The 22511-nt window shown below is 66.6% G+C and carries 19 protein-coding genes and 1 tRNA gene; 10 read left to right on the forward strand and 10 right to left on the reverse strand.

The window, feature by feature from the left end; genetic code table 11:
• The first annotated feature begins 449 nt into the window (after positions 1–449).
• Together U1839_RS03785 and U1839_RS03790 are read left to right on the forward strand one after the other, a co-directional pair.
• Positions 450–1076 carry a glycoside hydrolase family 25 protein gene (locus U1839_RS03785; RefSeq protein WP_332802338.1) on the forward strand — a complete coding sequence of 209 codons (627 nt, stop codon included), beginning with the start codon at positions 450–452 and terminating at the stop codon, positions 1074–1076.
• A gap of 92 nt (positions 1077–1168) precedes the next feature.
• Entirely contained in the window at positions 1169–1759 is a 591-nt protein-coding gene (locus tag U1839_RS03790; protein ID WP_332802339.1) for a DedA family protein, read from the forward strand.
• Here U1839_RS03790 and U1839_RS03795 read toward each other — a convergent pair.
• From U1839_RS03795 to U1839_RS03815, 5 genes are read right to left on the reverse strand one after another with little or no spacing between them, the layout of a single operon-like run.
• Entirely contained in the window at positions 1733–2335 is a 603-nt protein-coding gene (locus U1839_RS03795; RefSeq protein WP_332802340.1) for an ATP-binding cassette domain-containing protein, read from the reverse strand. The two genes, U1839_RS03790 and U1839_RS03795, sit on opposite strands and share 27 nt — an antisense overlap.
• Positions 2325–3014, reverse strand: a complete 690-nt coding sequence (gene modB / locus U1839_RS03800) for a molybdate ABC transporter permease subunit (RefSeq protein WP_332802341.1) — start codon at positions 3012–3014, stop codon at positions 2325–2327. The genes U1839_RS03795 and modB overlap by 11 nt, the downstream gene beginning before the upstream one ends.
• A gap of 7 nt (positions 3015–3021) precedes the next feature.
• Positions 3022–3765: a molybdate ABC transporter substrate-binding protein gene (gene modA, locus U1839_RS03805; protein ID WP_332802342.1), complete on the reverse strand. Its 744-nt coding sequence runs from the start codon at positions 3763–3765 to the stop codon at positions 3022–3024.
• A gap of 6 nt (positions 3766–3771) precedes the next feature.
• Positions 3772–4596 carry a DUF1444 domain-containing protein gene (locus U1839_RS03810; RefSeq protein WP_332802343.1) on the reverse strand — a complete coding sequence of 275 codons (825 nt, stop codon included), beginning with the start codon at positions 4594–4596 and terminating at the stop codon, positions 3772–3774.
• Entirely contained in the window at positions 4596–7964 is a 3369-nt protein-coding gene (locus U1839_RS03815; RefSeq protein WP_332802362.1) for a trifunctional glycoside hydrolase family 18/polysaccharide deacetylase/glycosyltransferase family 2 protein, read from the reverse strand. The genes U1839_RS03810 and U1839_RS03815 overlap by 1 nt, the downstream gene beginning before the upstream one ends.
• A gap of 399 nt (positions 7965–8363) precedes the next feature.
• Between U1839_RS03815 and U1839_RS03820 the strand changes: the two genes are divergently transcribed.
• Positions 8364–8906, forward strand: a complete 543-nt coding sequence (locus tag U1839_RS03820) for a DUF5681 domain-containing protein (RefSeq protein WP_332802344.1) — start codon at positions 8364–8366, stop codon at positions 8904–8906.
• Positions 8907–8927: 21 nt separating this feature from the next.
• On the opposite strand, the gene U1839_RS03825 is transcribed toward U1839_RS03820, so the two are convergent.
• Both U1839_RS03825 and lepA read right to left on the reverse strand, forming a co-directional pair.
• Positions 8928–9266 (reverse strand): hypothetical protein, encoded by a 339-nt coding sequence (locus tag U1839_RS03825; RefSeq protein ID WP_332802345.1) that lies wholly within the window; start codon positions 9264–9266, stop codon positions 8928–8930.
• A gap of 125 nt (positions 9267–9391) precedes the next feature.
• The gene (gene lepA, locus U1839_RS03830; protein WP_281128791.1) at positions 9392–11203 is read right to left on the reverse strand and encodes a translation elongation factor 4; all 1812 of its coding nucleotides are present in this window, start codon (positions 11201–11203) and stop codon (positions 9392–9394) included.
• A 164-nt stretch (positions 11204–11367) separates the two neighbouring features.
• Between lepA and U1839_RS03835 the strand changes: the two genes are divergently transcribed.
• Positions 11368–12150 carry a CsgG/HfaB family protein gene (locus tag U1839_RS03835; RefSeq protein WP_332802346.1) on the forward strand — a complete coding sequence of 261 codons (783 nt, stop codon included), beginning with the start codon at positions 11368–11370 and terminating at the stop codon, positions 12148–12150.
• A 105-nt stretch (positions 12151–12255) separates the two neighbouring features.
• Positions 12256–12807, forward strand: a complete 552-nt coding sequence (locus U1839_RS03840; RefSeq protein ID WP_443030561.1) for a redoxin domain-containing protein — start codon at positions 12256–12258, stop codon at positions 12805–12807.
• Here the strand turns inward: U1839_RS03840 and U1839_RS03845 are convergent, their stop codons facing one another.
• Complete coding sequence (locus tag U1839_RS03845) at positions 12808–13335, reverse strand: AAA family ATPase (RefSeq protein WP_332802348.1); 528 nt, start codon at positions 13333–13335, stop codon at positions 12808–12810.
• The gene (pnuC, locus tag U1839_RS03850; RefSeq protein ID WP_332802349.1) at positions 13332–13898 is read right to left on the reverse strand and encodes a nicotinamide riboside transporter PnuC; all 567 of its coding nucleotides are present in this window, start codon (positions 13896–13898) and stop codon (positions 13332–13334) included. The genes U1839_RS03845 and pnuC overlap by 4 nt, the downstream gene beginning before the upstream one ends.
• Positions 13899–13969: 71 nt before the next feature.
• On the opposite strand from pnuC, the gene U1839_RS03855 reads away from it, so the two are divergent.
• From U1839_RS03855 to U1839_RS03870, 4 genes are all read left to right on the forward strand, one after another.
• Positions 13970–15268 (forward strand): FAD-dependent oxidoreductase, encoded by a 1299-nt coding sequence (locus U1839_RS03855; protein ID WP_332802350.1) that lies wholly within the window; start codon positions 13970–13972, stop codon positions 15266–15268.
• Between the two features lie 67 nt (positions 15269–15335).
• A tRNA-Pro gene (locus tag U1839_RS03860) sits at positions 15336–15412 on the forward strand.
• A 191-nt stretch (positions 15413–15603) separates the two neighbouring features.
• The gene (locus U1839_RS03865) at positions 15604–18999 is read left to right on the forward strand and encodes an autotransporter domain-containing protein (protein WP_332802351.1); all 3396 of its coding nucleotides are present in this window, start codon (positions 15604–15606) and stop codon (positions 18997–18999) included.
• Between the two features lie 348 nt (positions 19000–19347).
• Entirely contained in the window at positions 19348–19884 is a 537-nt protein-coding gene (locus U1839_RS03870; RefSeq protein WP_332802352.1) for a DUF5681 domain-containing protein, read from the forward strand.
• A 157-nt stretch (positions 19885–20041) separates the two neighbouring features.
• Here U1839_RS03870 and U1839_RS03875 read toward each other — a convergent pair whose 3' ends face one another.
• Positions 20042–20260, reverse strand: a complete 219-nt coding sequence (locus U1839_RS03875; RefSeq protein WP_332802353.1) for a hypothetical protein — start codon at positions 20258–20260, stop codon at positions 20042–20044.
• 927 nt (positions 20261–21187) lie between these two features.
• On the opposite strand from U1839_RS03875, the gene U1839_RS03880 reads away from it, so the two are divergent.
• Positions 21188–21622: an Imm7 family immunity protein gene (locus U1839_RS03880; RefSeq protein ID WP_332802354.1), complete on the forward strand. Its 435-nt coding sequence runs from the start codon at positions 21188–21190 to the stop codon at positions 21620–21622.
• The last annotated feature ends 889 nt before the right edge of the window (positions 21623–22511 follow it).

The raw sequence follows: 22511 nt of genomic DNA on the forward strand, positions 1-22511 counted from the left end.
TCCGCGCCAATAACGCAGGTTGGAATATCCCTTTTTCCGTAGATTCCGATATACGAAGCCGCGCTCTTTTATTGCCGACGAAAGTGCCGCAGCTCGCCCCGCATAATAGCCCTTTTACTTGCCGGGGTCGGAAGGTGTTACGCTCGCGATATTTGTCCGCCGCCTCCAACACGCCAGCGATATCTTTCCTATCGTACGGCCGACAGCCGCAATCTTGGCCACGCCTGGTTTTATCTTTCCCACAGACGACAAGAGCCAAAATGAACCCTTCTGTCCGTTCATCGATGATATGACACGACTATATTGCAATACCATCGCATCATCCGCGCGGTCGCACCACTCCGGATACTGTTGCGCTTTACGCCGCCAGCCTGATTCAACATCCTGCTGCACACGCTACTGCCGCGACTCGCCATCATATCAGGCAGAATATTGCAGGAGGGACCAACATGACTCCATCGTTCATCGATCTTTCCCATCACAATTGGGATTCCAGGCGCCGCTTCGACTTGGGCAAGGCGCGCGCGGCGGGGGTGCTCGGCGTCGTCTACAAGGCGACAGAGGGCGCGACCTATGTCGATCCCTTCCTCGCCAGGACACGCCAGGCGGTGCAGGCGGCGGGGCTGTTATGGGGCGTCTATCATTTCGCGACCGCGGCGCCGGCGGCGGCCCAGGCGGCGAATTTCCTCGCCCAGGCCGAACCCGACGACAAGACCTTCGTCGCGCTCGACTTCGAGCATAACGACCCCCACCCCACCAACACCACCACGCCGGCCATTGCCCGCGAGTTGCTGCAGCGCTTCGAGACCGCGATCGGCCGCAAGCCCAAGCTCTATACCGGCGCCTTCATGTTCACCTGCTTCGGGAGCAAGCCGCAGCCCGATCTCGCCGCCTATCGGCCATGGTGGGCCGCCTACACCACGCAGGCGCCGCGGGTGCATCCAACTTGGGACAGCTATTGGGCGTGGCAATATACCGATGGCGCGGCCGGTGCCGGCGTGAAGGATGTCCCCGGAATCGGGCCATGCGATTGCGATTACTTTCCCGGCAGTGCGGCTGAGCTTGCCGCGGCCTAGGCCTGACGGGCGCCGCGCCGGCATGGTGACGCGATCGACATGGCTGGCGACATGGCTGGCGCGCCGCCGCGCGATCGGGCAATCGGCGTGGCATGACGATCGAGACGTTGGTGGTGAAATACGGCCTGCTCGCCATCCTGCTGGGGGCCGGGGTCGAGGGCGAGGCGGTGGTGGTGACCGGCGGCGTGCTGGCGCATCGCGGCCTCGTGCCGCTGGTGCCGGCATGCATCTGCGCCGCGATCGGCTCGTTCGTCGTCGACCAGATCTGGTTCGCGCTCGGGCGACGCTTTCAGAACCATCGCTGGATCGTCCGCATCCACGAGAAGCCGGCCTTCGCCCGCGCGATGCGGCTGCTGGAACGGCGGCCGACCGCGTTCATCCTCGCCTTCCGCTTCATCTACGGCATGCGCACCGTCAGCCCGATCGCGATCGGCACGTCGAAGGTCACGCTCCGCACCTTCCTGCCGCTGAACGCGCTGGCGGCGGCGGTGTGGGGCCCGGTGTTCACCTTGTTCGGCTATTATGTCGGCCACGCGCTCGATCCGCTGATCGACCGGATCGCCGGCAAGGTGCACATCATCGTCCTGGTCGTCGTCGCGCTGGTGGTGTTTGTCGCGCTCCTCCAGCTGGCGCGTGTGCTGCTGCGCCGGCGCGGTTCACAGGGCGACGATACGGGTTCCTAGCCGTTCGGCCTCGGCCGCATCATGCGTGACGAGCAGGATCGGCAGGCCGACCGCGTCGCGCAGCCGTTCGATCAGCGCCATGATCTCCTCACGCCGCGCGCGGTCGAGCGAGGACAGCGGCTCGTCGAGCAGCAGGAAGCGCGGCTTGCTGAGCAGCGCGCGGCCGATCGCCACGCGCCGCGCCTCGCCGCCCGACAGGCTGCGCGGCCAGCGGTCGAGCAACTGGTCGATGCCAAGCAAGGCAGTGGTCTCGGCCAGGCGCGTATCGTCGCTCGCGCCATAGAGCAGGTTGGCGCGCACGCGCAGATGCGGGAACAGCCGCGGCTCCTGGAAGACGTACCCCGCGCCGCGCCGCTCGGGCGGCAGGTCGGTCCCCGTCGCGGCGTCGAACAAGGTCTCGCCGCCGACGCGGACATGCCCCGCATCGGGGCGCAGCAACCCGGCGATCATGTTGAGCACGCTGGTCTTGCCCGCGCCCGACGGCGCGAAGAGCACAGTCAGGCCCTCGGCCACCGCAAAGCGGCAGGCGATCGCGGTCTCGCCGAGCCGCTTGCTGACATCGACGTCAAAGGACATGCAGCCCCCTGCCCGCCCGCCGCGCCAACAGCTCGGAACCGAGCAGCGCGACGAACGACAGCGCGACCGAGATCGCCGACAACCGCCACACCAGCGCGTCGCCGCCGGGGGTCTGCAGCGCGCCATAGATCGCCAGCGGCAGCGTCTGCGTCTGCCCCGGCACGTTGGAGACGAAGGTGATCGTCGCGCCGAACTCGCCCAGCCCGCGCGCAAAGCCGAGCACCGCGCCGGCGAGGATACCGGGCAGGCTGAGCGGCAGCGTGATGCTGGCAAAGACGCGCCAGCGCCCCGCGCCGAGCGTGCGCGCCGCGCCCTCGAGCCGGCGGTCGACCGCCTCGATCGACAGCCGCATCGCGCGCACCATCAGCGGCAACGCCATCACGCCCGCCGCGATCGCCGCGCCGGTCCAGCGGAACAGCACCGACACGCCGAACCAGCCTTGCAACCAGCCCCCGAGCGGCCCGGCGGGAGCGAAGGCTAGCAGCAGCACCCAGCCGGTCACCACCGGCGGCACGACCAGCGGCAGGTGGACCAGCGCGTCGAGCAGCAGCTTGCCGGGGAAGCGTCCGCGCGCGAGCAGCCAGGCCAGTGCGAAGGCGACCGGCAGCGTCGCCAGCATCGCCACCAGCCCGACCTTGAGCGACAGGCCGACAATGCCCCACTCCGCCGGGCTCAGCACCGCGCGCTCACCGCGCGCTGAAGCCGAAGCGGACGAAGATCGCCTGCCCCGCGCGCGACAGCAGGAAGCGGCGAAAACCCTCCGCCTCGGGACTGGTCGAGGTCCTGAGCCGCGCCAGCGGATAGACGATCGGCGGGTGACTGCTGGCAGGGAACAGCCCGACGACACGCACCAGCTTCGACGCACGCGCATCGGTCGCATAGACGATCGCAAAGGGCGCCGCGCCGCGCTCGACCAGCGCGAGCGCCGCGCGGACATTCTCCGCCCGCACGACATGCGGCGCGACCGCGTCCCACGCGCCGAGCCGGATCAGCGCGGCCTTGCCGTACTTGCCGGCCGGCACGTTGTCGGGGTCGGCCATCGCCAGCGGCCCCGCGCCGAGCACCCGCGCCAGCGCCGCGCCGCGCGCCGGGATATGCGCCGGGCCGCCGGGTGCCGCGACCACGACCAGCCGATTGCGCAGGAAGTCGGCGCGGGTGCCGGGTGCGAGCAACCCCTGACGCGCGAGTTCGTCCATCCAGTCCTCGTCGGCCGAGGCGAACAGGTCGGCCGGCGCCCCCGCCGCGATCTGCCGCGCCAGCGCCGAGGAGGCGGCGAACGAGATCACCGGCCGGGCATGGCCCTGGCGCGCCCAGGCATCGGCGGCGGCGCTCATCGACTCCTGCAGACTCGCCGCGGCGAGCACCACGGGCGGCGCGGGCGCCGCGCCGATCAGCAGCAGCGCGAACAGGGCGAGGAGCAGACGTGCCATCGGTGGCTACTCTGCCACGACCCAGCCGGTGGGCGACCAGCGATAGACCAAGGGCGAGACGCCGCGCCGGGCATGGGCCATGCTGTCGGCGACCATCGTGCGCAACGCGGACAGCTCCGCCCTGGTCGCGGTGCCGACCAGGACATTGTCGTCGGAAGGTATCGCGACGAACAACGTCCCGCCCGAGGCATCGGCCAGATCGTGCCAGCGTTCCGGCATCAGCATCAGGCTGGCGCCATAATCGAACCCTGCCAGCGCGATCAGCTTGCCCTTGATGTCGGCCAGTTTCGGCACCGGCGGCAGATCGGCGACGGTCTGCTTCTCGCCAAGCGCCATCGCCGTCTCGATCGTCAGGCCGAGCGGGTCGAGATCGCTGGTGCTGACCATACGTGTCGTGGTCGGGAAGTCCGCCGCCAGCATCGCGGTAACAACCGGCGCGACCGGTCTGGTCACCAGCACGCCCTTTTTCCCCTGATCGAGCGCAGCCCTGTAGCTGGCGACATAATCGTCGCCACGGACCACGACGCGAAGCTGGGCGGGGCTCAATGTCTCATAGTCGGTCGTGGCCGCTGCGGCGGTGTTGCGGATGAAGGCCGCGCGCTCGACCTCGCAGTCGCCGGCGCTGTTGGCCTCGCAAAAGCGGTCGATGCTGTCGGTGTAGATTTTGCCGTCGTCATGGCCCTTGCGCTTGATGGTCAGGGTGCGAGGATCGGTGACCGTCACGGTCGCCGACGGATCCGCCTTGCGGATCGCGGCGGCGAGGCGCTGCACGAAATCGTCGCGCGGCGCCGGGGCGGCAGCAATCAGCAGCAGGGCCAGCAATGCCCGCATCACACCGTCACCCGGCCGGTGCGCTTGAGCTTGCCCCAGCCGACGCGCGGGCCGCGCAGCGCCTGGGCGATTGCTTTCAGCACGACATAATACATCACCTGACGATAACCGATGCGTTGCGGAATGAGCAGCCACAACAGGCTCCATTTCTCGCGCCGCTCAAGCGCGAAGGCGATGGTCGCGGCGAGCATGTCGATCGCGGTGAACACCAGCCAGTAGAGCAGCATCTTCTCGACATCATGCTGAGCCTGCGCCCAGCCATGCGCCTGCACCGCGAGATAGGTCATCGCGAAGCTGACGAGCAGCGCGAGGTCGATGATCGGCGAGATCGCGGCGAGTATGATCTGGAACAGGATCGCCTGGGGCAGGCCGAGAAAGGCGAGCCCGCGCGGCTTGCCGCGCGCCATCACGCCGCCATGCTTCCACAGGCATTGCAGCGTGCCGAACGCCCAGCGGAAGCGCTGCTTGGCGAGGCCGCGGAGCGTCTCGGGGCTTTCGGTCCAGGCGACGGCATATTGATCATAGGTGACCTTCCAGCCGGCGCGCTGGATCGCGATGGTCAAATCCTGGTCCTCGGCCAGCGTGTCGTCGGGATAACCGCCGACTTCGAGGATCGCCGACAGCCGCCACGCGCCCACCGCGCCGGGCACCACCGTCATCGCATTGAGGCTGGCGAGCGCGCGGCGTTCGAGATTCTGCGCGGTGATATATTCGAGCGCCTGCCATTTTGTGACGATGTTGACGCGGTTGCCGACCTTGGCGTTGCCCGCGACCGCGCCGAGTTCGGGGTCGACGAACCAGCGCGCGAGGCGGGCGATGGTCGTCGGCTCGAACTGCGTGTCGGCGTCGAGCGCGATGACGATCTCGCCGGTGGCGAGCGCGAGGCCCTGGTTGAGCGCGCGCGCCTTGCCACCATTTTCCAGCGTCAGCAGCCGCACGCGCGGATCGTCGGCAAAGGCGGCGCTGACGATGTCGCTGGTGCCGTCGGTCGAGCCGTCGTCGATGACGATGACCTCGATCCGGACGTTGGTGCTGGCGAGCACGCCGTGTACCGCGCGCTCGATCACCGTCGCCTCGTTGAAGGCCGGGATCATCACCGTGACGAAGCGATCGGGGTCGATCGCGGGGAAGACGAGGCGGCTCTCGCGCCGTGCCTGGCGCAGCGCCAGCGCCGACAGCGCGATGGCGCGGAAGATGCCGATCGAGATGGCGAAGAGGAAGATCCAGCCGAGCGCGACGATGATCACGCCGAGCGTGCCGAAGATGAACAGGTCGGTCTGCGCGGCGGTGCGCTCGCTCGCCGTCAAGGCCGGCATCGCCTGGTCGCGGGTCAGCCCGGCCAGCGTCGAGACGGGCACGAAGGTATAGCCCATTGCGCGCAGCCGATCGATGATCACCGGCAGCGCCTCGACGGTCTGCTGACGGTTGCCGCCGGCATCGTGGAGCAGGATGATGTTGCGGCTGCACTGGACGTCGCCCGGCCCGGCGCCCGCGCAAGGCTGGGCGCCGGTCACCTGGGCAATGGTCTGGTCGATGATCACCTGCGTGCCCGGGCGCTTCCAGTCGCCCGGATCGACGTGCAGGCCGACCGAGATGTAGCCGCGATTCTGCGCCTGCAAGGCCGGCTCGATTTCGTCCGCGGTGGTCGGCTCGGCATCGCCGAAATAGGGCGCGCGAAACAGCCGCAGCGACCGGCCGGCAAAGGCCTCGAACAGCCGCTGTGTGGTGTTGAGCTCGAACGCCGTCTCGGTATCGGTCGCGCCGGAGAGATTGGGGTGGGTATAGGTGTGGCTGCCGACCTCGTGCCCCTCGCTCACCAGCCGGTCGAGCAGCCCGTGTTGCGTGAGCGCATTCTCGCCGACGATGAAGAAGGTGCCCGGGGCTTTCTTTGCCTTGAGGATGTCGAGGATGCGCGGCGTCCAGGTCGGATCGGGGCCGTCGTCGAAGGTCAGCGCGACCATGCGGGGGCGATCGCCGGTGCGCTGCACGACATAGGGCGATGGCAATTGCGTGAAATCGACCTTGGCGATGAGCCCGTTGCGTGCCGTGGTCACGCGCCGCTCGCCGGGCACGGGGACCGCAGTGATCTTGAGGATCTCGCCCGCGCCCTCGATATCGACCTCGGTACCGGCGGGAATGTTCTCGATCACATTGGCGGCCGGTAGCGTGCGGTGCGCGCGGCCGAAGATCGACCACAGGCCGGGGTCTTCCGCCCCGAGGCGCCACAACGCCACCCCGCCGATGCCGGCGCGCTGCAGGAAGTTGAGGTGGTTATAGGCCGAGGCCGCGTCGAGCATCCAGATGACGTGGCGGGTGGCGCCTTCCTGATAGGCGAAGCCGCTGTTGCCGCTGGCGGGATCGAAGGTCGGCACGGTTTCGGACTCGCGCGCCGCCGCCCAGGCTTCGTCGATCGACATCGCGTCGCCGGTCTTGTCGTGCCAGTCATAGGCATAGTTGCCGATCGCCACGACGAGCTTGCCGCGCGGCACGCCGCGCGCGGCGCGCGCGATCGATTGCTCGAACCAGGCGAGCGAAGCGATCGGGCCGGCGTCGCCGCTGATCTCATGCTCGTCATAGGCCATCAGGAACACGCGATCGACGATGGCCGTGAAGCTCTTCACGTCCCAGCCCTCGTCGCCGACCGGCACGGCGATGGCGATGACCCAGCCGCGCTTGGCAAAGCGCGCCTTGGCCTCGCGCAGGAACAGCCGGTAATCGGCCCGCCCCACCGGGCTCAGTTCCTCGAAGTCGAAAAAGGCGCCGCCGGCATGGTTGGCGAGCAGATAACCCTCGAGATGATCGATCAGCTTCTTGCGCAGCACCGGACTGCGCAGCAGCGCTTCCATGCCCTTGGCGTCCCATACGCCCTGCAGGGCATTCTGCACCATCGGCAGGATCAGCGGCGGGCGCTGCGTGCTGTTGATGATCTGGCGGCCGGCCGAATCGCCGAAGGTGGTGATCTGATGGTTGGCGCCGGTGACCGAGATCCAGCCCGGCACGAGCCAGTCGAGATCGCCGATATGGCGGCGCAGCGAGGCAGCGCTCGACGGATCCCACGGCACGTGGAAGCCGACCGCGATCTGCGTATCCTCATGCACGCCGCGCGCCGGCGCCCCGGTGAGGAAGCGCGCATAGCCGCGCACGTCGCGCTGCGCGCGCACCAGCAGCGAGCCGCGCGGCGGCGGCAATTTTGTCATCGCGGGATGCTCGGCCTGGAAGGGCAGGAGCGCGGGCCGCGGCACCGCGCCGATCGAGACGACCAGCGCGATCACCGAGATGAGCAGCAGCGCGACGAAGGCGGCGACGCCGAGCGCGAAGCGGCGGCGGCGCCGGCCGGAGGCATCATAGAAGATCGGTGAGGCGGTCATGTCGCTGTGAAATATCCCCGGCGCATTGGCGCCTGCGGTATCCTGTTGATGCGGTGGCGGCAACCGCATGGCCATGTGAAAAAGCTGTCACGATCGGGCCGAAACGGGCCGGCTTCCCCTGTTATCGCCGCCATAACAGGGGCGACGATATTTTTTGCCGGTGCACCGGACCAGCCCCCCGCCCTATTCTTCCGCAACATCAATTGCCTGCGGGATTTCGGCGATCCACCATAACAGAGCGGAAAGGGGCGCAGAACAGGGCGCGTCGGCGCGGAAACAGAGGCCGTAACAGGGGCGATAACAGAGCGCGGAAGGGCGTCGCGGTGCACGGCATGATTCAACAGGCGCGCGAAATCGGGTGTGAGGGCGGCCGGGTTCAACATCGGCCGAGGACAAGCCATGGAATATGACGAAAGTGAATCAGCGTGTGCGCGGGATGCGCAGGAAGCGGCCGTCGGCGACGCCGCCGCCGCTCACGCCAACGCCCCGGTCAGCAGGAAGGGCGGCACACCGCCACCGGCGCAGCGCTGGCGCAAGGGCCAGTCGGGCAACCCGGCGGGACGACCGCCCAAGGCGCGCGCGAGCGGATCGCGCGGCGATCGGCTGCTCGGCGCCGACGAGCCGACACGGACGATGATCCTGACTCACGCCTATGCCCTGGTCAGCTTCAAGGAGGATGGCGTGACGCATGAAATGCCGCTCAACGCGGCGGTGTGGCGCGCGATGGGTCGGGCGGCGCTGAGCGGCAACCGGCTGGCGCAGTATCGCTTCACGCAGATCGTGCGCGAGACGGAACGCGAGCAGCTCGCCGCGCAGGCGGCGATCTACAACGCACTGGAGCGCAATCATTACCGGCGATCGCCCGATGCGTCGTTCGACGACGACCTGATCATGGATCTGACCACCGGGACGGTGGTGGTGCGGGGGGATGGCGTGGGGTGAAGGTGGAGCTTAGCGGCCCGCTCAGCGTTGCTTCTTCGCCGTGGTCGCGGTGAAATCCGGGTCCTTCTTCGCCACCCAGTCGACGAACTTGCGCACATTGGGGTTGGCGAGCAGGAGCGCGACATCCATGCCGTAGCGCTGCAGTTCGGCATTGCTGAAATTGGCCATCAGCGTCTGCTGGCAGATCGGGTGCATCGGCACGACGTCGCGCCCGCCGCGGCTCTTGGGGACGGGGTGGTGCCAGACGATGGTCTTGCCCATCGGCCGCTCGCACAGCCAGCACGCGACCGGCGCGGCCGGCGCCTCCTCCTCGCGGTCGAGGTCGCCATAGGGATCATGCTTTGAATGCTTGCGGGCCATAGGGTGCACTGAATGCCTGAAAGCTGGCCGGGCGGCTATAGCGGCGCGGTCGGCATTGCCGCGCCGTCATGTCATCGCCCGCGCCCCGCGCGTGCCTTCCGCGTCACGGCACCGGAAAGGTTCCCCTAATTCTCGTCGCCCATGCGCAGCGCGGCGATGAACGCCTCCTGCGGGATGCTGACCGAGCCGTACTCGCGCATGCGCTTCTTGCCCTCTTTCTGCTTGTCGAGCAGCTTGCGCTTGCGGCTGGCGTCGCCGCCATAGCATTTCGCGGTCACGTCCTTGCGCATCGCCGCGATCGTCTCGCGCGCGATCACCTTGCCGCCGATCGCGGCCTGCACCGGGATCTTGAACAGATGGCGCGGGATGAGGTCCTTGAGGCGTTCGCACATGCCCCTGCCCCGGCTCTCGGCGGTGCCGCGGTGGACGATCATGCTCAGCGCATCGACCGGCTCGGCATTGACCATGATGCTCATCTTGACGAGGTCGCCCTCGCGATAGCCGATCTGGTGATAGTCGAAGCTGGCATAGCCGCGGCTGATGCTCTTCAGCCGGTCGTAGAAATCGAACACCACTTCGTTGAGCGGCAGTTCATAGGTCACCTGGGCGCGGCCGCCGACATAGGTCAGGTTCTTCTGGATGCCGCGCCGATCCTGGCAGAGCTTCAGGATGCTGCCGAGATATTCGTCGGGGCAATAGATCACCGCCTCGATCCACGGCTCGGCAATCGACGCGATCTTGTTGGGATCGGGCATGTCCGACGGGTTGTGCAGCTCGATATGCCCACCGCCATGCGTCAGCTCGATCTGGTAGACCACCGACGGCGCGGTGGTGATCAGGTCGAGATCGTACTCGCGCGTCAGCCGCTCCTGGATGATTTCCAGATGCAGCAGGCCGAGGAAACCGCAGCGGAAGCCGAAGCCCAGCGCGGCCGAGCTTTCCATCTCGAAGGTGAAGCTGGCGTCGTTGAGGCGCAGCCGCGAGATGCTCTCGCGCAGCTTCTCGAAATCGGCCGCGTCGACCGGGAACAGCCCGCAGAACACCACCGGCTGGACGAGCTTGAAGCCGGGCAGCGCCTCGGCGGCGGGGCGCTTGGCGTCGGTGATGGTGTCGCCGACCGCGGTCTGCGCGACTTCCTTGATCTGCGCGGTGATGAAGCCGATCTCGCCCGGGCCGAGATCGTTCAGCTGCTCGATCTTGGGGCGGAAACAGCCGACGCGGTCGACGAGGTGCTGCGTCCCCGTCGCCATGAACTTGATCAACTGGCCCTTCTTGAGCACGCCGGCCATCACGCGGACGAGGATGACGACGCCGAGATAGGGGTCGTACCAACTGTCGACCAGCATCGCCTTGAGCGGCGCATCGGCATCGCCCTTGGGCGGCGGGATACGCGTGACGATCGCCTCGAGCACTTCCTCGATGCCGATCCCGGCCTTGGCCGAGGTCAGCACCGCGTTCGACGCATCGAGGCCGATCACCTCCTCGATCTCGGCCTTGACCTTTTCCGGGTCGGCGGCGGGCAGGTCGATCTTGTTGATGACGGGAATGATCTCGTGATCATGCTCGATCGACTGATAGACATTGGCGAGCGTCTGCGCCTCGACGCCTTGCGCGGCATCGACGACGAGCAGCGCGCCCTCGCACGCGGCGAGGCTACGGCTCACCTCATAGGCGAAGTCGACATGGCCCGGCGTGTCCATCAGGTTGAGGACGTAATCGAGCCCGTCCTTGGCCTTGTAGGCGAGGCGCACGGTCTGCGCCTTGATGGTGATGCCGCGCTCGCGCTCGATATCCATGTTGTCGAGCACCTGCTCGCTCATCTCGCGCGCGGTCAGCCCGCCGGTCTGCTGGATGAGGCGATCGGCGAGCGTCGACTTGCCATGGTCGATATGGGCGATGATCGAGAAATTGCGGATGCGGTCCAGGGGTGTCGTCATGGCCACGCGCTTAGGGCGCGCGCCGCCTTCCCGCAATGGCCGCCGATGGTGTCCGTTCCGTCCTAGCGCGACGCGCCGGGTGGTGGTAGAAGGGATCGACACGGTCGTATGTCTCATGACGCACGCACCCGATGACGGGGCGCGCGCCGCTTTCGGGGGATCCCATGCGTTATTTGCTTTCCGCTACCGCTTTCGCCGCCCTGCTCGTCGCCACGCCCGCCCTGGCGCAGGATCGTGGCTCTTCGGCCTATCAGAAGCAGACCAAGGGCGAGGCGCAGATTCCGGTCTGCACCCGGATGCTCGGCACGATCGCCATCGTCGAACCCGACAAGCAATGGTGGCGCGAGCTCAACCTCGGCAGCCCCGAGGCGATCATCAAGATCTTCGTCCAGAAGTCGGGCTGCTTCAAGCTGGTCAATCGCGGCGCCGCGATGGCCAGCCGCAACATGGAACGCGCGATGGCCGACAGCGGCGAGCTGCAGGCCGGGTCGAACCTCGGCCGTGGCCAGGTCAAGGCGGCGGATTATTTCCTCCAGCCCGACATCGTCACCGCCAATGCCCATTCGGGCGGCGGCGGCGGCGGCGCGGTGCTGGGCGGGCTGCTCGGCCATGCCGGCGGCTTCCTCGGCGCGGCGGGCGCGATCGCCGGCGGCATCAACGTCAACAAGAAAGAAGCCAACGTCACCCTGTCGGTGGTCAATGCGCGCACCACCGAGGAAGAGGCGCTGGTCGAGGGCCATGCCCGCAAGTCCGACATCAGCTTCGGCGCGGGCGGCGGCCTGTTCGGCGGCGGCGCCTTTGCCGGCGCGGCGGGCGGCGGCTATCAGGACACGGCGATCGGCCAGGTCATCGTGCTGGCCTATCTCGACGCCTATACCAAGCTGGTGACGCAGCTCGGCGGCCTGCCGACCAACGCCGCCGCGGCGGCGCCGCAGGCACAGCCCTGAGGCCAGCCGATCATCCTTTCGTCGGGACAGGGCGGCGGGCAACCGCCGCCCTTTCTCGTCACGGGCTGTTGCGCTAGGCTCGCGTCAACAACCCCCGAGGAGATGATGATGCGCGCCCGCCTTGCCCTGTCGATGCTTGCGGCACTCGCCGCCACCGCAGCCAGCCCTGCCCTTGCCGCGCTGGCGGTTGGCGCAAAGGCACCCGATTTCACCACCCAGGCCGCGCTGAAGGGCAAGGAGTTCCCCTTTGCGCTGGCAAAGGCGCTCAAGAAGGGGCCGGTGGTGGTCTATTTCTTCCCCGCCGCCTTCACCTCGGGCTGCACCGCCGAAGCGCATGCCTTTGCCGAGGCGGCGGCCGATTTCAAAAAGAAGGGCGCGACGCTGATCGGGCTGACCGCGGGCAACCCCGAGCGGATCGCGGAGTTCACCAAGGTCGAGTGCCGCGACAAGTTCCCGGTCGGGCTGGCGACGCCGGCGACGATCGCGGGCTATGACGTGGCGCTGGTGCAAAAGGCCGGCTGGACGACCCGCACCTCCTACGTCATCGCGCCCGACGGCAAGATCATCTACGTGCTGAACGCGATGGAGCCGCTCGGCCATATCAGCGGCACGCTCGCCGCGGTGAAGGCCTATAAGGCGGCGCACCCGCGCCGCTGATCAGGCGGCGATCGCCACCCCGGCATCGGCGATCGCCCTGAGCGCATTGTCGAGCCGGGCATCGCCCGCCCCGCCGACCAGCGCCCAGCGCACGCCGCGCCGTTCGAGCTCGGCGCGCGACAGGTCGAAGAAGCGCCGACGCAAGGTCGGCGTGCCGAACATGCGCGTGCCATCCTCGATCCAGGGCAGGTCGATATCGAGCAGCAGATAGAGGTCGGCGGTACCCTGCCAGGCATCGAACCATGGATCGCGCCAGCCGAACAGCATGTCGGCCCACACCGCGGTCATCAACGGGTCGGTATCGAGCAGCAGCGGATCGAGCCCGCCGGCGCGCGCCGTCTGGGTCAGCCGATCGTGCGTCTGCGCGATGGTCACCAGATCGGCCATGGTGAAGGCGACGCCGTGCTTCTCGGCGAAGGTGCGGCCATATTCGTCGATCACCGCGCCGCCGAGCCGCCGGGCGAGTTGCGGGGCGAGCGTGGATTTGCCGGTGCTTTCCGGGCCGTGCAGGCAGATGGTGCGAGTCATGCGGGCGCTCCCTGCCGTGCGCGCCGCCAACTGGCCAGCCCCCACAGCGACAGGCCGAGCAGAATCACGTACAATCCCGCGGTCGGCCACAGATGGCGCGTCGCGCACAGGCCGATGGTCAACACGTTGGCGACGATCCACAGCCACCAATTCTCGATTCGCCGCAGCGACATCAGGATCTGCGCCGCGATGCTGACCATCGCCACGGCCGCATCCCACCAGGGGAGCGCCGCGTCGGTATAGCGATGCACGAGCGCGCCCCATCCCAGCGTGGCAACGACGATCGCGACCAGCACCGCACCGCGCGTGGCCCAGCCGAGCCGCTCGACCATGACCTCGCCGGCCTCCCGTTCGGACTGCCGCCACTGCCACAGGCCATAGAGCTGCGCGATGGTGAAGAAGCCCTGGAGCAGCGTGTCGCTGTACAGCTTGGCGTGGAAATAGACGAAGATGTAGAGAAAGGTGCCGGCGATACCGAACGCGTAGTTCCACATGCTCCGCCGCGCGACGAGCCAGACATTGAGCAGGACGAGGAGGGAGGCGGCAACCTCGAGCAGGAACATCGGCTCCTCCTAGCCGCGCTTGCTCTCGCCTGCCAAGCCGCTAGCATCACGAAAAGGCTGGAGAGCATCCCGTGCGGCATATCGCGATCATCGGTTCGGGTCCGGCGGGTTATTACACCGCCGAGGCGTGCCAGAAGCAGTTCGGCGACGATGTGCGGGTCGACATCATCGATCGGCTGCCGGTGCCTTACGGCCTGATCCGCACTGGCGTCGCGCCCGACCACCAGTCGATCAAGGGCGTGTCGCGGCGCTATGAGGCGGTCGCGCTGAGCGGCAATGTGCGCTTCGTCGGCAATGTGCTGGTCGGCAAGGATGTCGCGGTCGACGAGCTGATCGACCTGTACGACGCGGTGGTGCTGGCGACCGGTGCGCCGGCCGACCGGCCGCTGGGCATTCCCGGCGACGACCTGCCGGGCGTGATCGGATCGGCGGCGTTCGTCGGCTGGTATAACGGGCATCCCGATTTCGCCGACCTCCACCCGCCGCTGCACGGACCGGGCGCGGTGGTGGTCGGGGCGGGCAATGTCGCGCTCGACGTGGCGCGCATCCTCGCCAAGGCGCCCGAGGAGTTCGCCGGATCGGACATTGTCGGCCATGCGCTCGACGAACTGCGCGGCGCGATCCACGAGACGATCACCATCCTGTCGCGGCGCGGCCCGCACCAGATCGCGATGACGCCCAAGGAGCTGGGCGAGCTGGGCCATCTGGCGCGCGCGGTGCCGCAGGTCGACCCGGACGACCTGCCCGCGCCGGGCGCTGACGCGGCGCTCGACCCCGGCTTGCGCAAGTCGGTCGGGCATCTGCGCGACTTCGCGACGGCGCGGCCCGACGCGGCGATCACGATCGCCTTCGACTTCTTCGCCCGGCCGGTGAGAATCGAGGGCGACGGACGGGTCGAGCGGCTGATCGTCGAGCGGACGCGGGTCGACGAGTTCGGTCGCGCGGCCGACACCGGCGAGACCTATGCCATTCCGGCGAGCCTGGTGGTGAGCTGCATCGGCTATCGCACCCCGCCGATCGCCGGCGTGCCCTATGACGAGGCCCTGGGACGCTTTGCCAATGACGAGGGACGAATCGCGCATGGGCTCTATGCCGTCGGCTGGGCGCGGCGCGGGCCGAGCGGGACGATCGGCACCAACCGGCCCGATGGCTTCGCCACCGCCGAGACGATCGCCGGCGACATCGGAGAAGGCTCCGGCAAGGTCGGGCGGGCCGGGCTCGACGCGCTCTTGGAGGCGCGCAAGGTCGATATCGTCACCTTCCGCGACTGGCAGAAGATCGAGGCCGCCGAGACGGCGCGCGCGCGGCCCGGCGCGCCGCGCGAGAAATTCGCCAGCATCGCCGCAATGATGTCCGCGCTCGGGGGTTGAAGCGCGCGCGGGCTTGGGCTAGGGGCACCGCCTGCCGCGCGAACCAGCGCGCGGTTCTGCGATCTGTCGGGGAATAGCTCAGCCTGGTAGAGCACTGCCTTCGGGAGGCAGGGGCCGGAGGTTCGAATCCTCTTTCCCCGACCAGATCGTCCAGCGACCATCGCCAAGTCCTTGCGTCGCTTCATTTTCCTCATTTGTGACATGCCCGCCACACTTGTCGCCGAAAGCGCGATGGAGGCGGCCGGCGCCTTGTCGTCGCCTGAACCGCCGATTAACATAATCGCATGTTCGGGGGTGGCCGATGCAAATCCCCCGATAGCCAACCGGGGGGATTCATGACCAAGATTTCGTATTCCACGCGTTCCGCAGCCGCGCGCTTTGCCCTGATGACATCGGCAGCGACGCTCTCGCTGACGGTCAGCGGCGTCGCCCAGGCGCAGAGCGCCGACCCGAAGCCCGTATCGTCGGGCAATGGCGGCTATGTCCTCGAGGCGCAGAACGGCGTGGCCCCCGCGCCGGTCACCGACCCGAGCATCGTCATCGCGCCCCCGGGCACCTCAGTCACCGATCGCGACCCGACCAACGTCACCGGCGTCGGCCAGATGATCATCGACCAGAAGAACGGTTTCATCGGCCTGTGCACCGGCACGCTGATCAACCCGCGCACCGTGATCTTCGCCGCGCACTGCGTGAACGAAAGCCCGGCCGGCGCGGCGATGAACCCCTGGGGTTACGGCACCGGCACCGGCCAGTTGCCGATCGCCTTCGGCTTCGCGTCGAACAACAATCTCGCCGGCAATTCGGCGTTCGGCCATTGGCTGAACGGCACCGCCGGCGGCGCCAAATATCTGACGTCGATCGCCGATTTCCTCTACAATGTGAACCAGGTGCAGTATAATTCGCACTCGCTCGACCTGGGCCTGGCCAACAACTTCCTGCAAGCCGACATCGCGGTCGCCTCGCTCGACACGCCGGCCGCCAATGTGCCGACCTGGGCGCTGCTATTCTCGGCGCTGCCCGCGCCCTCCTCGATCAACGATACGACCGGCACGGGCTATCATGTGGTGCTCGACGGTTATGGCAACACCGGCACCGCGACCAGCGGCAGCAATGTCGGCGTCGATTATCGCCGCCGCCTCGCCGAGAATTATCTCGGCCTGCTCGGTTCGCTCAACGATATCGACATCAACCTGTTCGGCATCGCACCGCGCGGCCGGCCGCAGAATCTCTACCAGATCGATTTCGACAGCAGCGGTGCGCCCAATGCGCGCACCAGCGGGTTCGACTTCAACATCTTCAAGGACAATGCGCTGACCGGCGAAGGGATTACCGGCCCCGGCGATTCGGGCGGCCCGCTGATCCTCGACCGCACCTATGCCAAGCAGCTGGTGATCGCCGTGCTGTCGGGCGGGACGCGCTATTTCGGCGCGCAGCCTTCGGGAAGCTATGGCACCAGCGCCTTTTATCAGCCGCTCTATTTGTACTGGGACTATATCGCCGCGGCCAACCCCTATCGCTATGTCGGCAGCGTTGCCGGCGACGGCAACTGGACCGACCCGACGCATTGGGTGACCAATGTCGACCCGGCCTATAACGTGATCGTCAACGGGCAGCTGGTCAACGGCGTCCCGACCACGCTCGGCGACGGCGTCAACGGCACGGCGGGCAAGTTCGGCCAGATCTGCGATCAGGAACCGAACTTCGCGTACGACGTCTGCGTCGACAACAAGAACGGCAATGTCTACGATCACGGCGTGCTGGTCGGCACGACGGGTTATGTGCCGAGCGCCCCGGGCAACACGGCGCTGCCGGTGGCAACGCTCGCCAACGGCCTGCCCGGCGCGACCAATTTCGTGCCCAACAACATCAACCCGAATGCGACGACGCAGACCAGTGCGCGCTATTTCGACGTGACGCTGGGCGCGGCGGGCACGACGACGCTCGGCTCGACCGTGACGATCGACCGGCTGACGATCAACAACACCGCGGCCAAGCTGACCGTCAACAGCGGCGCCGCGCTGACCAGCCTGATCAACATCAACCAGTTGCAGGGCCTGGTCACCAATAACGGCACGATCACCTCGGTCGGCGACTATATGCTGCTGACCGGCGGCATCACCGGCGCCGGGCGCTTCAACGCGCCGTTCTTCACCAGCGTCAGCGGCATGATCATGCCGGGCACGGCGGGGACGACCAACACCATCACCTTTGGCGGCAACCTGATCCTGTCGTCGGGCACGGTGCAGTTCATCGACCTCGGCGCGAACGGCGCCTCCGACAAGCTCGCCGTGGTCGCCAATGGCAGCTCGACCGGTGTCGCCAGCATCGGCGGCGTGATCGGCTTCGCGCCGGTCGCCGGCTATACGATCAAGGCGGGCGACATCTACACGATCCTGACCGCGGCGGGCGGCGTCAGCGGCAGCTACACCGCGGCCGGTGCGTTCAGCGCGATCCTGTCGCCGACCTTCCTCTACACCACCAATGCGGTGCAGGTGGTGGTGACGCCGGGCAAATATGCCGATGTCGTCTCGGGCACCTCGCCGGTGCAGAAGGCCTATGCCCAGCTGCTCGACCAGGATCGTGGCGGCGGCGCCCCCGGCCTGCCCGAAATCTATCTCGGGCTCGACCTGCAGAACGCCGCGACGATCCAGGCGCAACTCGAAGCCCTCGCGCCGCGCAACCAGACGCTGAGCGACGGGCTCGCCACGACGACCGTCGACAATATGTCGCGCTTCTATCGTGACCGCCTCGCCGGCCTGCATGCCGGCAGCCTGGGCGGCAAGCTGACGATGATCGGCAAGCCGTTCCAGATGGCCTCGCTGGCGATCAACGGCCTGCAGGGCCAGGCCGAGGTGCGGACCGACGCCGGTGGCGAAGTGCACAGCCAGGCGCGCCTGCCCGAGTCGATGAGCGGCTATCTCGCCGGCGGTTACATCAACGGCCATAGCCGCCCGATGCTGACCGCGATCCCGGCGGGCGGCCGCGACTCGTTCGACGGCTTCTTCATCGCCGGCGGCATCGAAAAGGAAGTCAGCCCCTATGCGGTGGTCGGCGTCTCGCTGTCCTATTCGAAGCTCGACGGCGTCACGGTCAACGCGCCGCAGACCGCGCGCACCGAGCTGATCCAGGGCAGCATCTATGCCAAGGTCGAAACCCCGGGCAAGATCGCACTCGACGCGATCATGAGCGCGGGTTCGCTCAAGGCCAATACGGTGCGCCTCGTCAGCGTGCTCGGCACGCCCTACACGCTGACCGGCAACAACAGCATGCCGGCGATCAGCGGCGAAATCGGCCTCGGCAAGATTTTCGACGCGGGCAAGCTGACGATCACGCCGCGCATCGCCGCGCGCGGATCGCATATCGACCTGAGCAGCTTCGCCGAGAGCGGTGGCGGGCCGGCGCTGCGCTATGCGCGCACGTCGCTCGACAGCCTGCAGGGCCGCGCCGGCATCACGCTGTCGGGGGGCACCTCGATCAAGCCGCAGCTGTCGGGCTATTTCGTCCATGAGTTCACCAAGCAGGCCCTGTCGGTCGGCGCGAACTTCGTCGGCGCCAATGGCCCGAACGCGATCTTCTCGCTGGGTGGCCGTGATCGCGACTGGGCGGAAATCTCGGGCGGGCTGACGATCACCACCGGCAAGGTCGACCTGTCGGTCTCGGCCGACACGACGATCTCGCGCGACGACGCGTACAACCAGAGCTATCGCGGATCGATCGCCTTCCACTTCTGATCGATCGCACTGCGCCTTCGAAAGGGCCGTCTCCCATAGCGGGGGGCGGCCCTTTTGCTTGTCGGCGGCGCGGCATGTCGGCGCGGGCGACCCGGCGGTGCACCTGCTCGACCTGCAAAAGCAGGACTGCATTTTTTTCGCGGCATATGCGTGCGCGTTTTCGGTGCGATTATCGCGCAAAATCAGACGGCTCGCCGGAAACGCCGCTCCAACATAACAGGTGACGGAGCAGGTCGTCGCCACCTGCTGAGCAGGCGCCCAAGCAGGCGCCAGCAGGATGGCGTGATTCAACATTGTCGCGGAATCGGGTGTGAGGGCGCGCGGAGTCTTCATCGCCGGAGAAAGAGCATGCCAAGCGACGAGAGTGAATCACGCCATGACCGCAGCGCGGACAGCGCGAGCGACCATGGCAGCGCCGCCGCGCCAGGCCCACGCAGCGCGGACGGGCGCTTTCGCAAGGGCGTGTCGGGCAACCCGGCCGGGCGAAAGGACTGGCGCCAGCGCAGCGGCGGACCGGGCGACCGGCTGCTCGGCGCGGACGAGCCGACGCGCGCGATGATCCTCGCCGAAGCCTATCGCATCGTCCGCCTGAAGGAGGATGGCAGCTTCGCCGACGACGCTGAGGGCGACGGCATGCCGGCGGCCCAGGCGGTGCTACGCGCGATGACGCGCGCGGCGCTGTCGGGCAGTCGGCTGGCGCAGCACCGCTGGACGCAGCTCGTCCGCGAGGCGGAACGCGAACAGCGCGCGGCGCAGGTGGTGATCTACAACGCGCTGGAGCGCGAACACTATCGGCGCAATCCGAAGGCGTCTTATGACGACGACCTCATCTTTGACACGACGAACGGCGCGGTGGTGGTGCGGGGGGATGGGGATGCGGGGTGAGGTGGGGTGGGCGCTGGCGCGGAACCGTGTTGCACTGGCACCCTCGGCGATCACGGGCCGGCTTGACCGGAGCGCGAAGGTATCGCCAACGACCGAAGCCATGAAGCGATGCCTCGTCAGCTAATTAGTATTGTGTACCCAATTTAAGCCAGCATTCTCAGCGATGTGGCGATGTCCGCTGCGCCTTGGCCTTCTGAGCATAATGGTGACGCGCAACAAGGCAACCAACGGCAGCGCCGGCAAGCGCATGGCCGCGGCCGACATAGTGGCCGGCAACGCCGCCGACGATCGCCCCACGGATGCAGCCCTTGGCCAGCACGGGGGTCGCGGTGACACCCGATACGAGTGCGACGGCGAGCATGACTTTGCGGAGCATATGACCCTCTTCCGACATTGTGTGGCACACATATAATACACCACATCGACGGCGACAAGCACGAACGGCCGTTGCAAAGCACCTGGAGCGGCGAGCGACGCGACCCGCCTGAAAGCCTGACGGGAGGTATCGGGGCGGAAGGCTACCCGGCGGCTAGCGCTCCAGGTACGGACGTTCGCCACACCCTAATGCGTGGATAGCGGTCTCTCGACCTCGGTCAGTGGCGGCATCTCAATCAACGCGTCGTCTTGTCCAGCATCAAAGGAGGACAGTCGTATCGCACCAGCCTGGTGAGGCATGGTGAAGTCGATCTCTAACTTCAACCATCGGCCATGACTCTGAACGGAAACATTGCTCCGCCAATTTCCCCATTGTGCTCCACGAGGAAAGCGATAGCCGTAGCAGGTGAGAACTCGCTCCGGCAGGGAATTGGGGAATTCGGTCGAACTGTGCGGAACCAGCCAGGCGCACAACTGTCGGGACGCTGAGTCAGGGGAGCTTAGACACTGCTTTCCGAAGCCAGCGTGGAAATCCATCCAGAATCCGACCCAGTGCAGCTCGACCCACCGCCGACCTGCGGGCTGAACGTCCTGCCCGAAAGCTGCTCGATGAAAGCGGCTCACCTGCTCGCAGATGGGATCTGATGCGGCATTTGCGGAATTGGCCATCCCCAGAAATGCGGTCGTGACCAGAAGCCGCCCAAGCCGTTGGATTGTTACCATGGCTGACACCTAGCACCTGAACGTCCGCATTCTACCACTTTTCCCCGTTCCAGCGCCATCGATCGACGCGACCCGCCCGAAAACCGACTGGCGGGAATCGGGACGGAAAGTAGCCTGGCCAGAGCCGCCCCAATAGCCGACATTGCCACGTCGCGTATCTTGTCTAACCTGAGATCAAATAGGCCGCTGGCCGGAGAGTGCGCGCATGTTTGAATGCTTTATCTGGTTGATGGTTAGCGATCAGAGATGGCCGCATTGGAAGCCTTGGTCCGAACTCGGATTGTCCGAGGAAGAAATGGAAAAATTCGAAATCGAGCAAGACCTTCTCGATGAGTCGAAGTTTGAGAGACTTTCCGACAAGCTCCGAAGAGCATGTGATGAGGGCGGACTAAATTTCGACCTGTTCAACCTCCATTCCACATATGGCGGGATTGCGGCAACTGCCGGCTATGGTCGCAATCACGCTTGGTCGGCAGGAACGCTCGAGACCTTCTTGCGCGCGGTTTCAACGCTGGCCCCCGCCACCTATGGCGTCGTTTATGCACTCGACTCGGATCGAGACGATGTCGCGGGCGAATTTGATGTGTGGAAGCTGGCACATCAGAAAGTTACCCGGACGACCGATTTGTTAGTGCCGTGAGCACTGATTGGGGGCGCCGGCCGAAAGCTGCCGGACCGCACGCCACCACTTTTCCCCGTTCCCGCCCCATCGATCGACGCGAGCCACCTCTAAGCCGACCGGCAAGTTTCGGGGTTCCGGTGGGGGTTCCGGGGGTTCCGGTGACAGGGGTTCCGGTGACAGTGCATTTATCTCCATCTCGGGGTTCCGGTGACAGTGCATTTATCTCCATCTCGACCTAAGACATCAATTAAGTGCACTGTCACCGGGATCCACTGTCACCGGGATCCTGTCACCGGGATCCTGCCCTTTACCTCTGATCGCGAACCACGATAGCGGACAGGTAGTTTGGGGTCTCCATGCCAAGAGCCGTCGTTCCGTTATCCACCACTATTCGCCGCCCCGGCGTTATCGATCAGCACACCCCGCCTAAGAGCCGACCGGCAGGTATCGGGACGGAAAGTGGCCGGGCCGTAGTCGCCCCAGTTTAAGCCGTTCGTGAGCCCGCTAACCACCAGTCTCGGTTATTCGCCGTCAACCAAAGGGTTATGGAATACTTTCCGCTCCCGGTGGTCCGCGAGCCGCCGCTAAGCGGCTGTTGCGGGCGAAAAGCGGGCACGATGCACGCCATTCAACCCGTTTTACCAGGGGACCGTACTATCGAGGAGCGGCGAGAGCCATTATCCATTCATCAATGGACGACCGCAATTCACTTTCGAGATTGACTGAGCGCGAGAAGGTTTGCCTGCGGCAATGGCTTCAGCACAAGTCTGCCAAGGAAATCGCCGCGGACTGAACCGCGCCGGGTTTGTCGGAGGCTCCAACTCCTGAGAAGGTGGAGCCATGACGAGCAAGACAACGAACAAGTTTGCGCCCGAGGTCCGCGAGCGAGCGGTGCGGATGGTTTTCG

The sequence above is a fragment of the Parasphingomonas halimpatiens genome, assembly GCF_036663795.1.
Classification (GTDB): Bacteria; Pseudomonadota; Alphaproteobacteria; order Sphingomonadales; family Sphingomonadaceae; genus Sphingomonas.

Excerpts from the sequence above, each read along its gene's own strand:
- U1839_RS03795 (WP_332802340.1), bottom strand. The coding sequence starts at position 2,335 with ATGTCCTTTGACGTCGATGTCAGCAAGCGGCTCGGCGAGACCGCGATC.
- U1839_RS03835 (WP_332802346.1), top strand. The coding sequence starts at position 11,368 with ATGCGTTATTTGCTTTCCGCTACCGCTTTCGCCGCCCTGCTCGTCGCC.
- U1839_RS03790 (WP_332802339.1), top strand. The coding sequence starts at position 1,169 with ATGACGATCGAGACGTTGGTGGTGAAATACGGCCTGCTCGCCATCCTG.
- U1839_RS03845 (WP_332802348.1), bottom strand. The coding sequence starts at position 13,335 with ATGACTCGCACCATCTGCCTGCACGGCCCGGAAAGCACCGGCAAATCC.
- U1839_RS03840 (WP_443030561.1), top strand. The coding sequence starts at position 12,256 with ATGATGCGCGCCCGCCTTGCCCTGTCGATGCTTGCGGCACTCGCCGCC.
- U1839_RS03785 (WP_332802338.1), top strand. The coding sequence starts at position 450 with ATGACTCCATCGTTCATCGATCTTTCCCATCACAATTGGGATTCCAGG.
- U1839_RS03880 (WP_332802354.1), top strand. The coding sequence starts at position 21,188 with ATGTTTGAATGCTTTATCTGGTTGATGGTTAGCGATCAGAGATGGCCG.
- U1839_RS03825 (WP_332802345.1), bottom strand. The coding sequence starts at position 9,266 with ATGGCCCGCAAGCATTCAAAGCATGATCCCTATGGCGACCTCGACCGC.
- U1839_RS03810 (WP_332802343.1), bottom strand. The coding sequence starts at position 4,596 with ATGCGGGCATTGCTGGCCCTGCTGCTGATTGCTGCCGCCCCGGCGCCG.
- modA (WP_332802342.1), bottom strand. The coding sequence starts at position 3,765 with ATGGCACGTCTGCTCCTCGCCCTGTTCGCGCTGCTGCTGATCGGCGCG.
- U1839_RS03815 (WP_332802362.1), bottom strand. The coding sequence starts at position 7,964 with ATGACCGCCTCACCGATCTTCTATGATGCCTCCGGCCGGCGCCGCCGC.
- U1839_RS03865 (WP_332802351.1), top strand. The coding sequence starts at position 15,604 with ATGACCAAGATTTCGTATTCCACGCGTTCCGCAGCCGCGCGCTTTGCC.
- lepA (WP_281128791.1), bottom strand. The coding sequence starts at position 11,203 with ATGACGACACCCCTGGACCGCATCCGCAATTTCTCGATCATCGCCCAT.
- U1839_RS03820 (WP_332802344.1), top strand. The coding sequence starts at position 8,364 with ATGGAATATGACGAAAGTGAATCAGCGTGTGCGCGGGATGCGCAGGAA.
- pnuC (WP_332802349.1), bottom strand. The coding sequence starts at position 13,898 with ATGTTCCTGCTCGAGGTTGCCGCCTCCCTCCTCGTCCTGCTCAATGTC.
- U1839_RS03875 (WP_332802353.1), bottom strand. The coding sequence starts at position 20,260 with ATGCTCCGCAAAGTCATGCTCGCCGTCGCACTCGTATCGGGTGTCACC.
- U1839_RS03870 (WP_332802352.1), top strand. The coding sequence starts at position 19,348 with ATGCCAAGCGACGAGAGTGAATCACGCCATGACCGCAGCGCGGACAGC.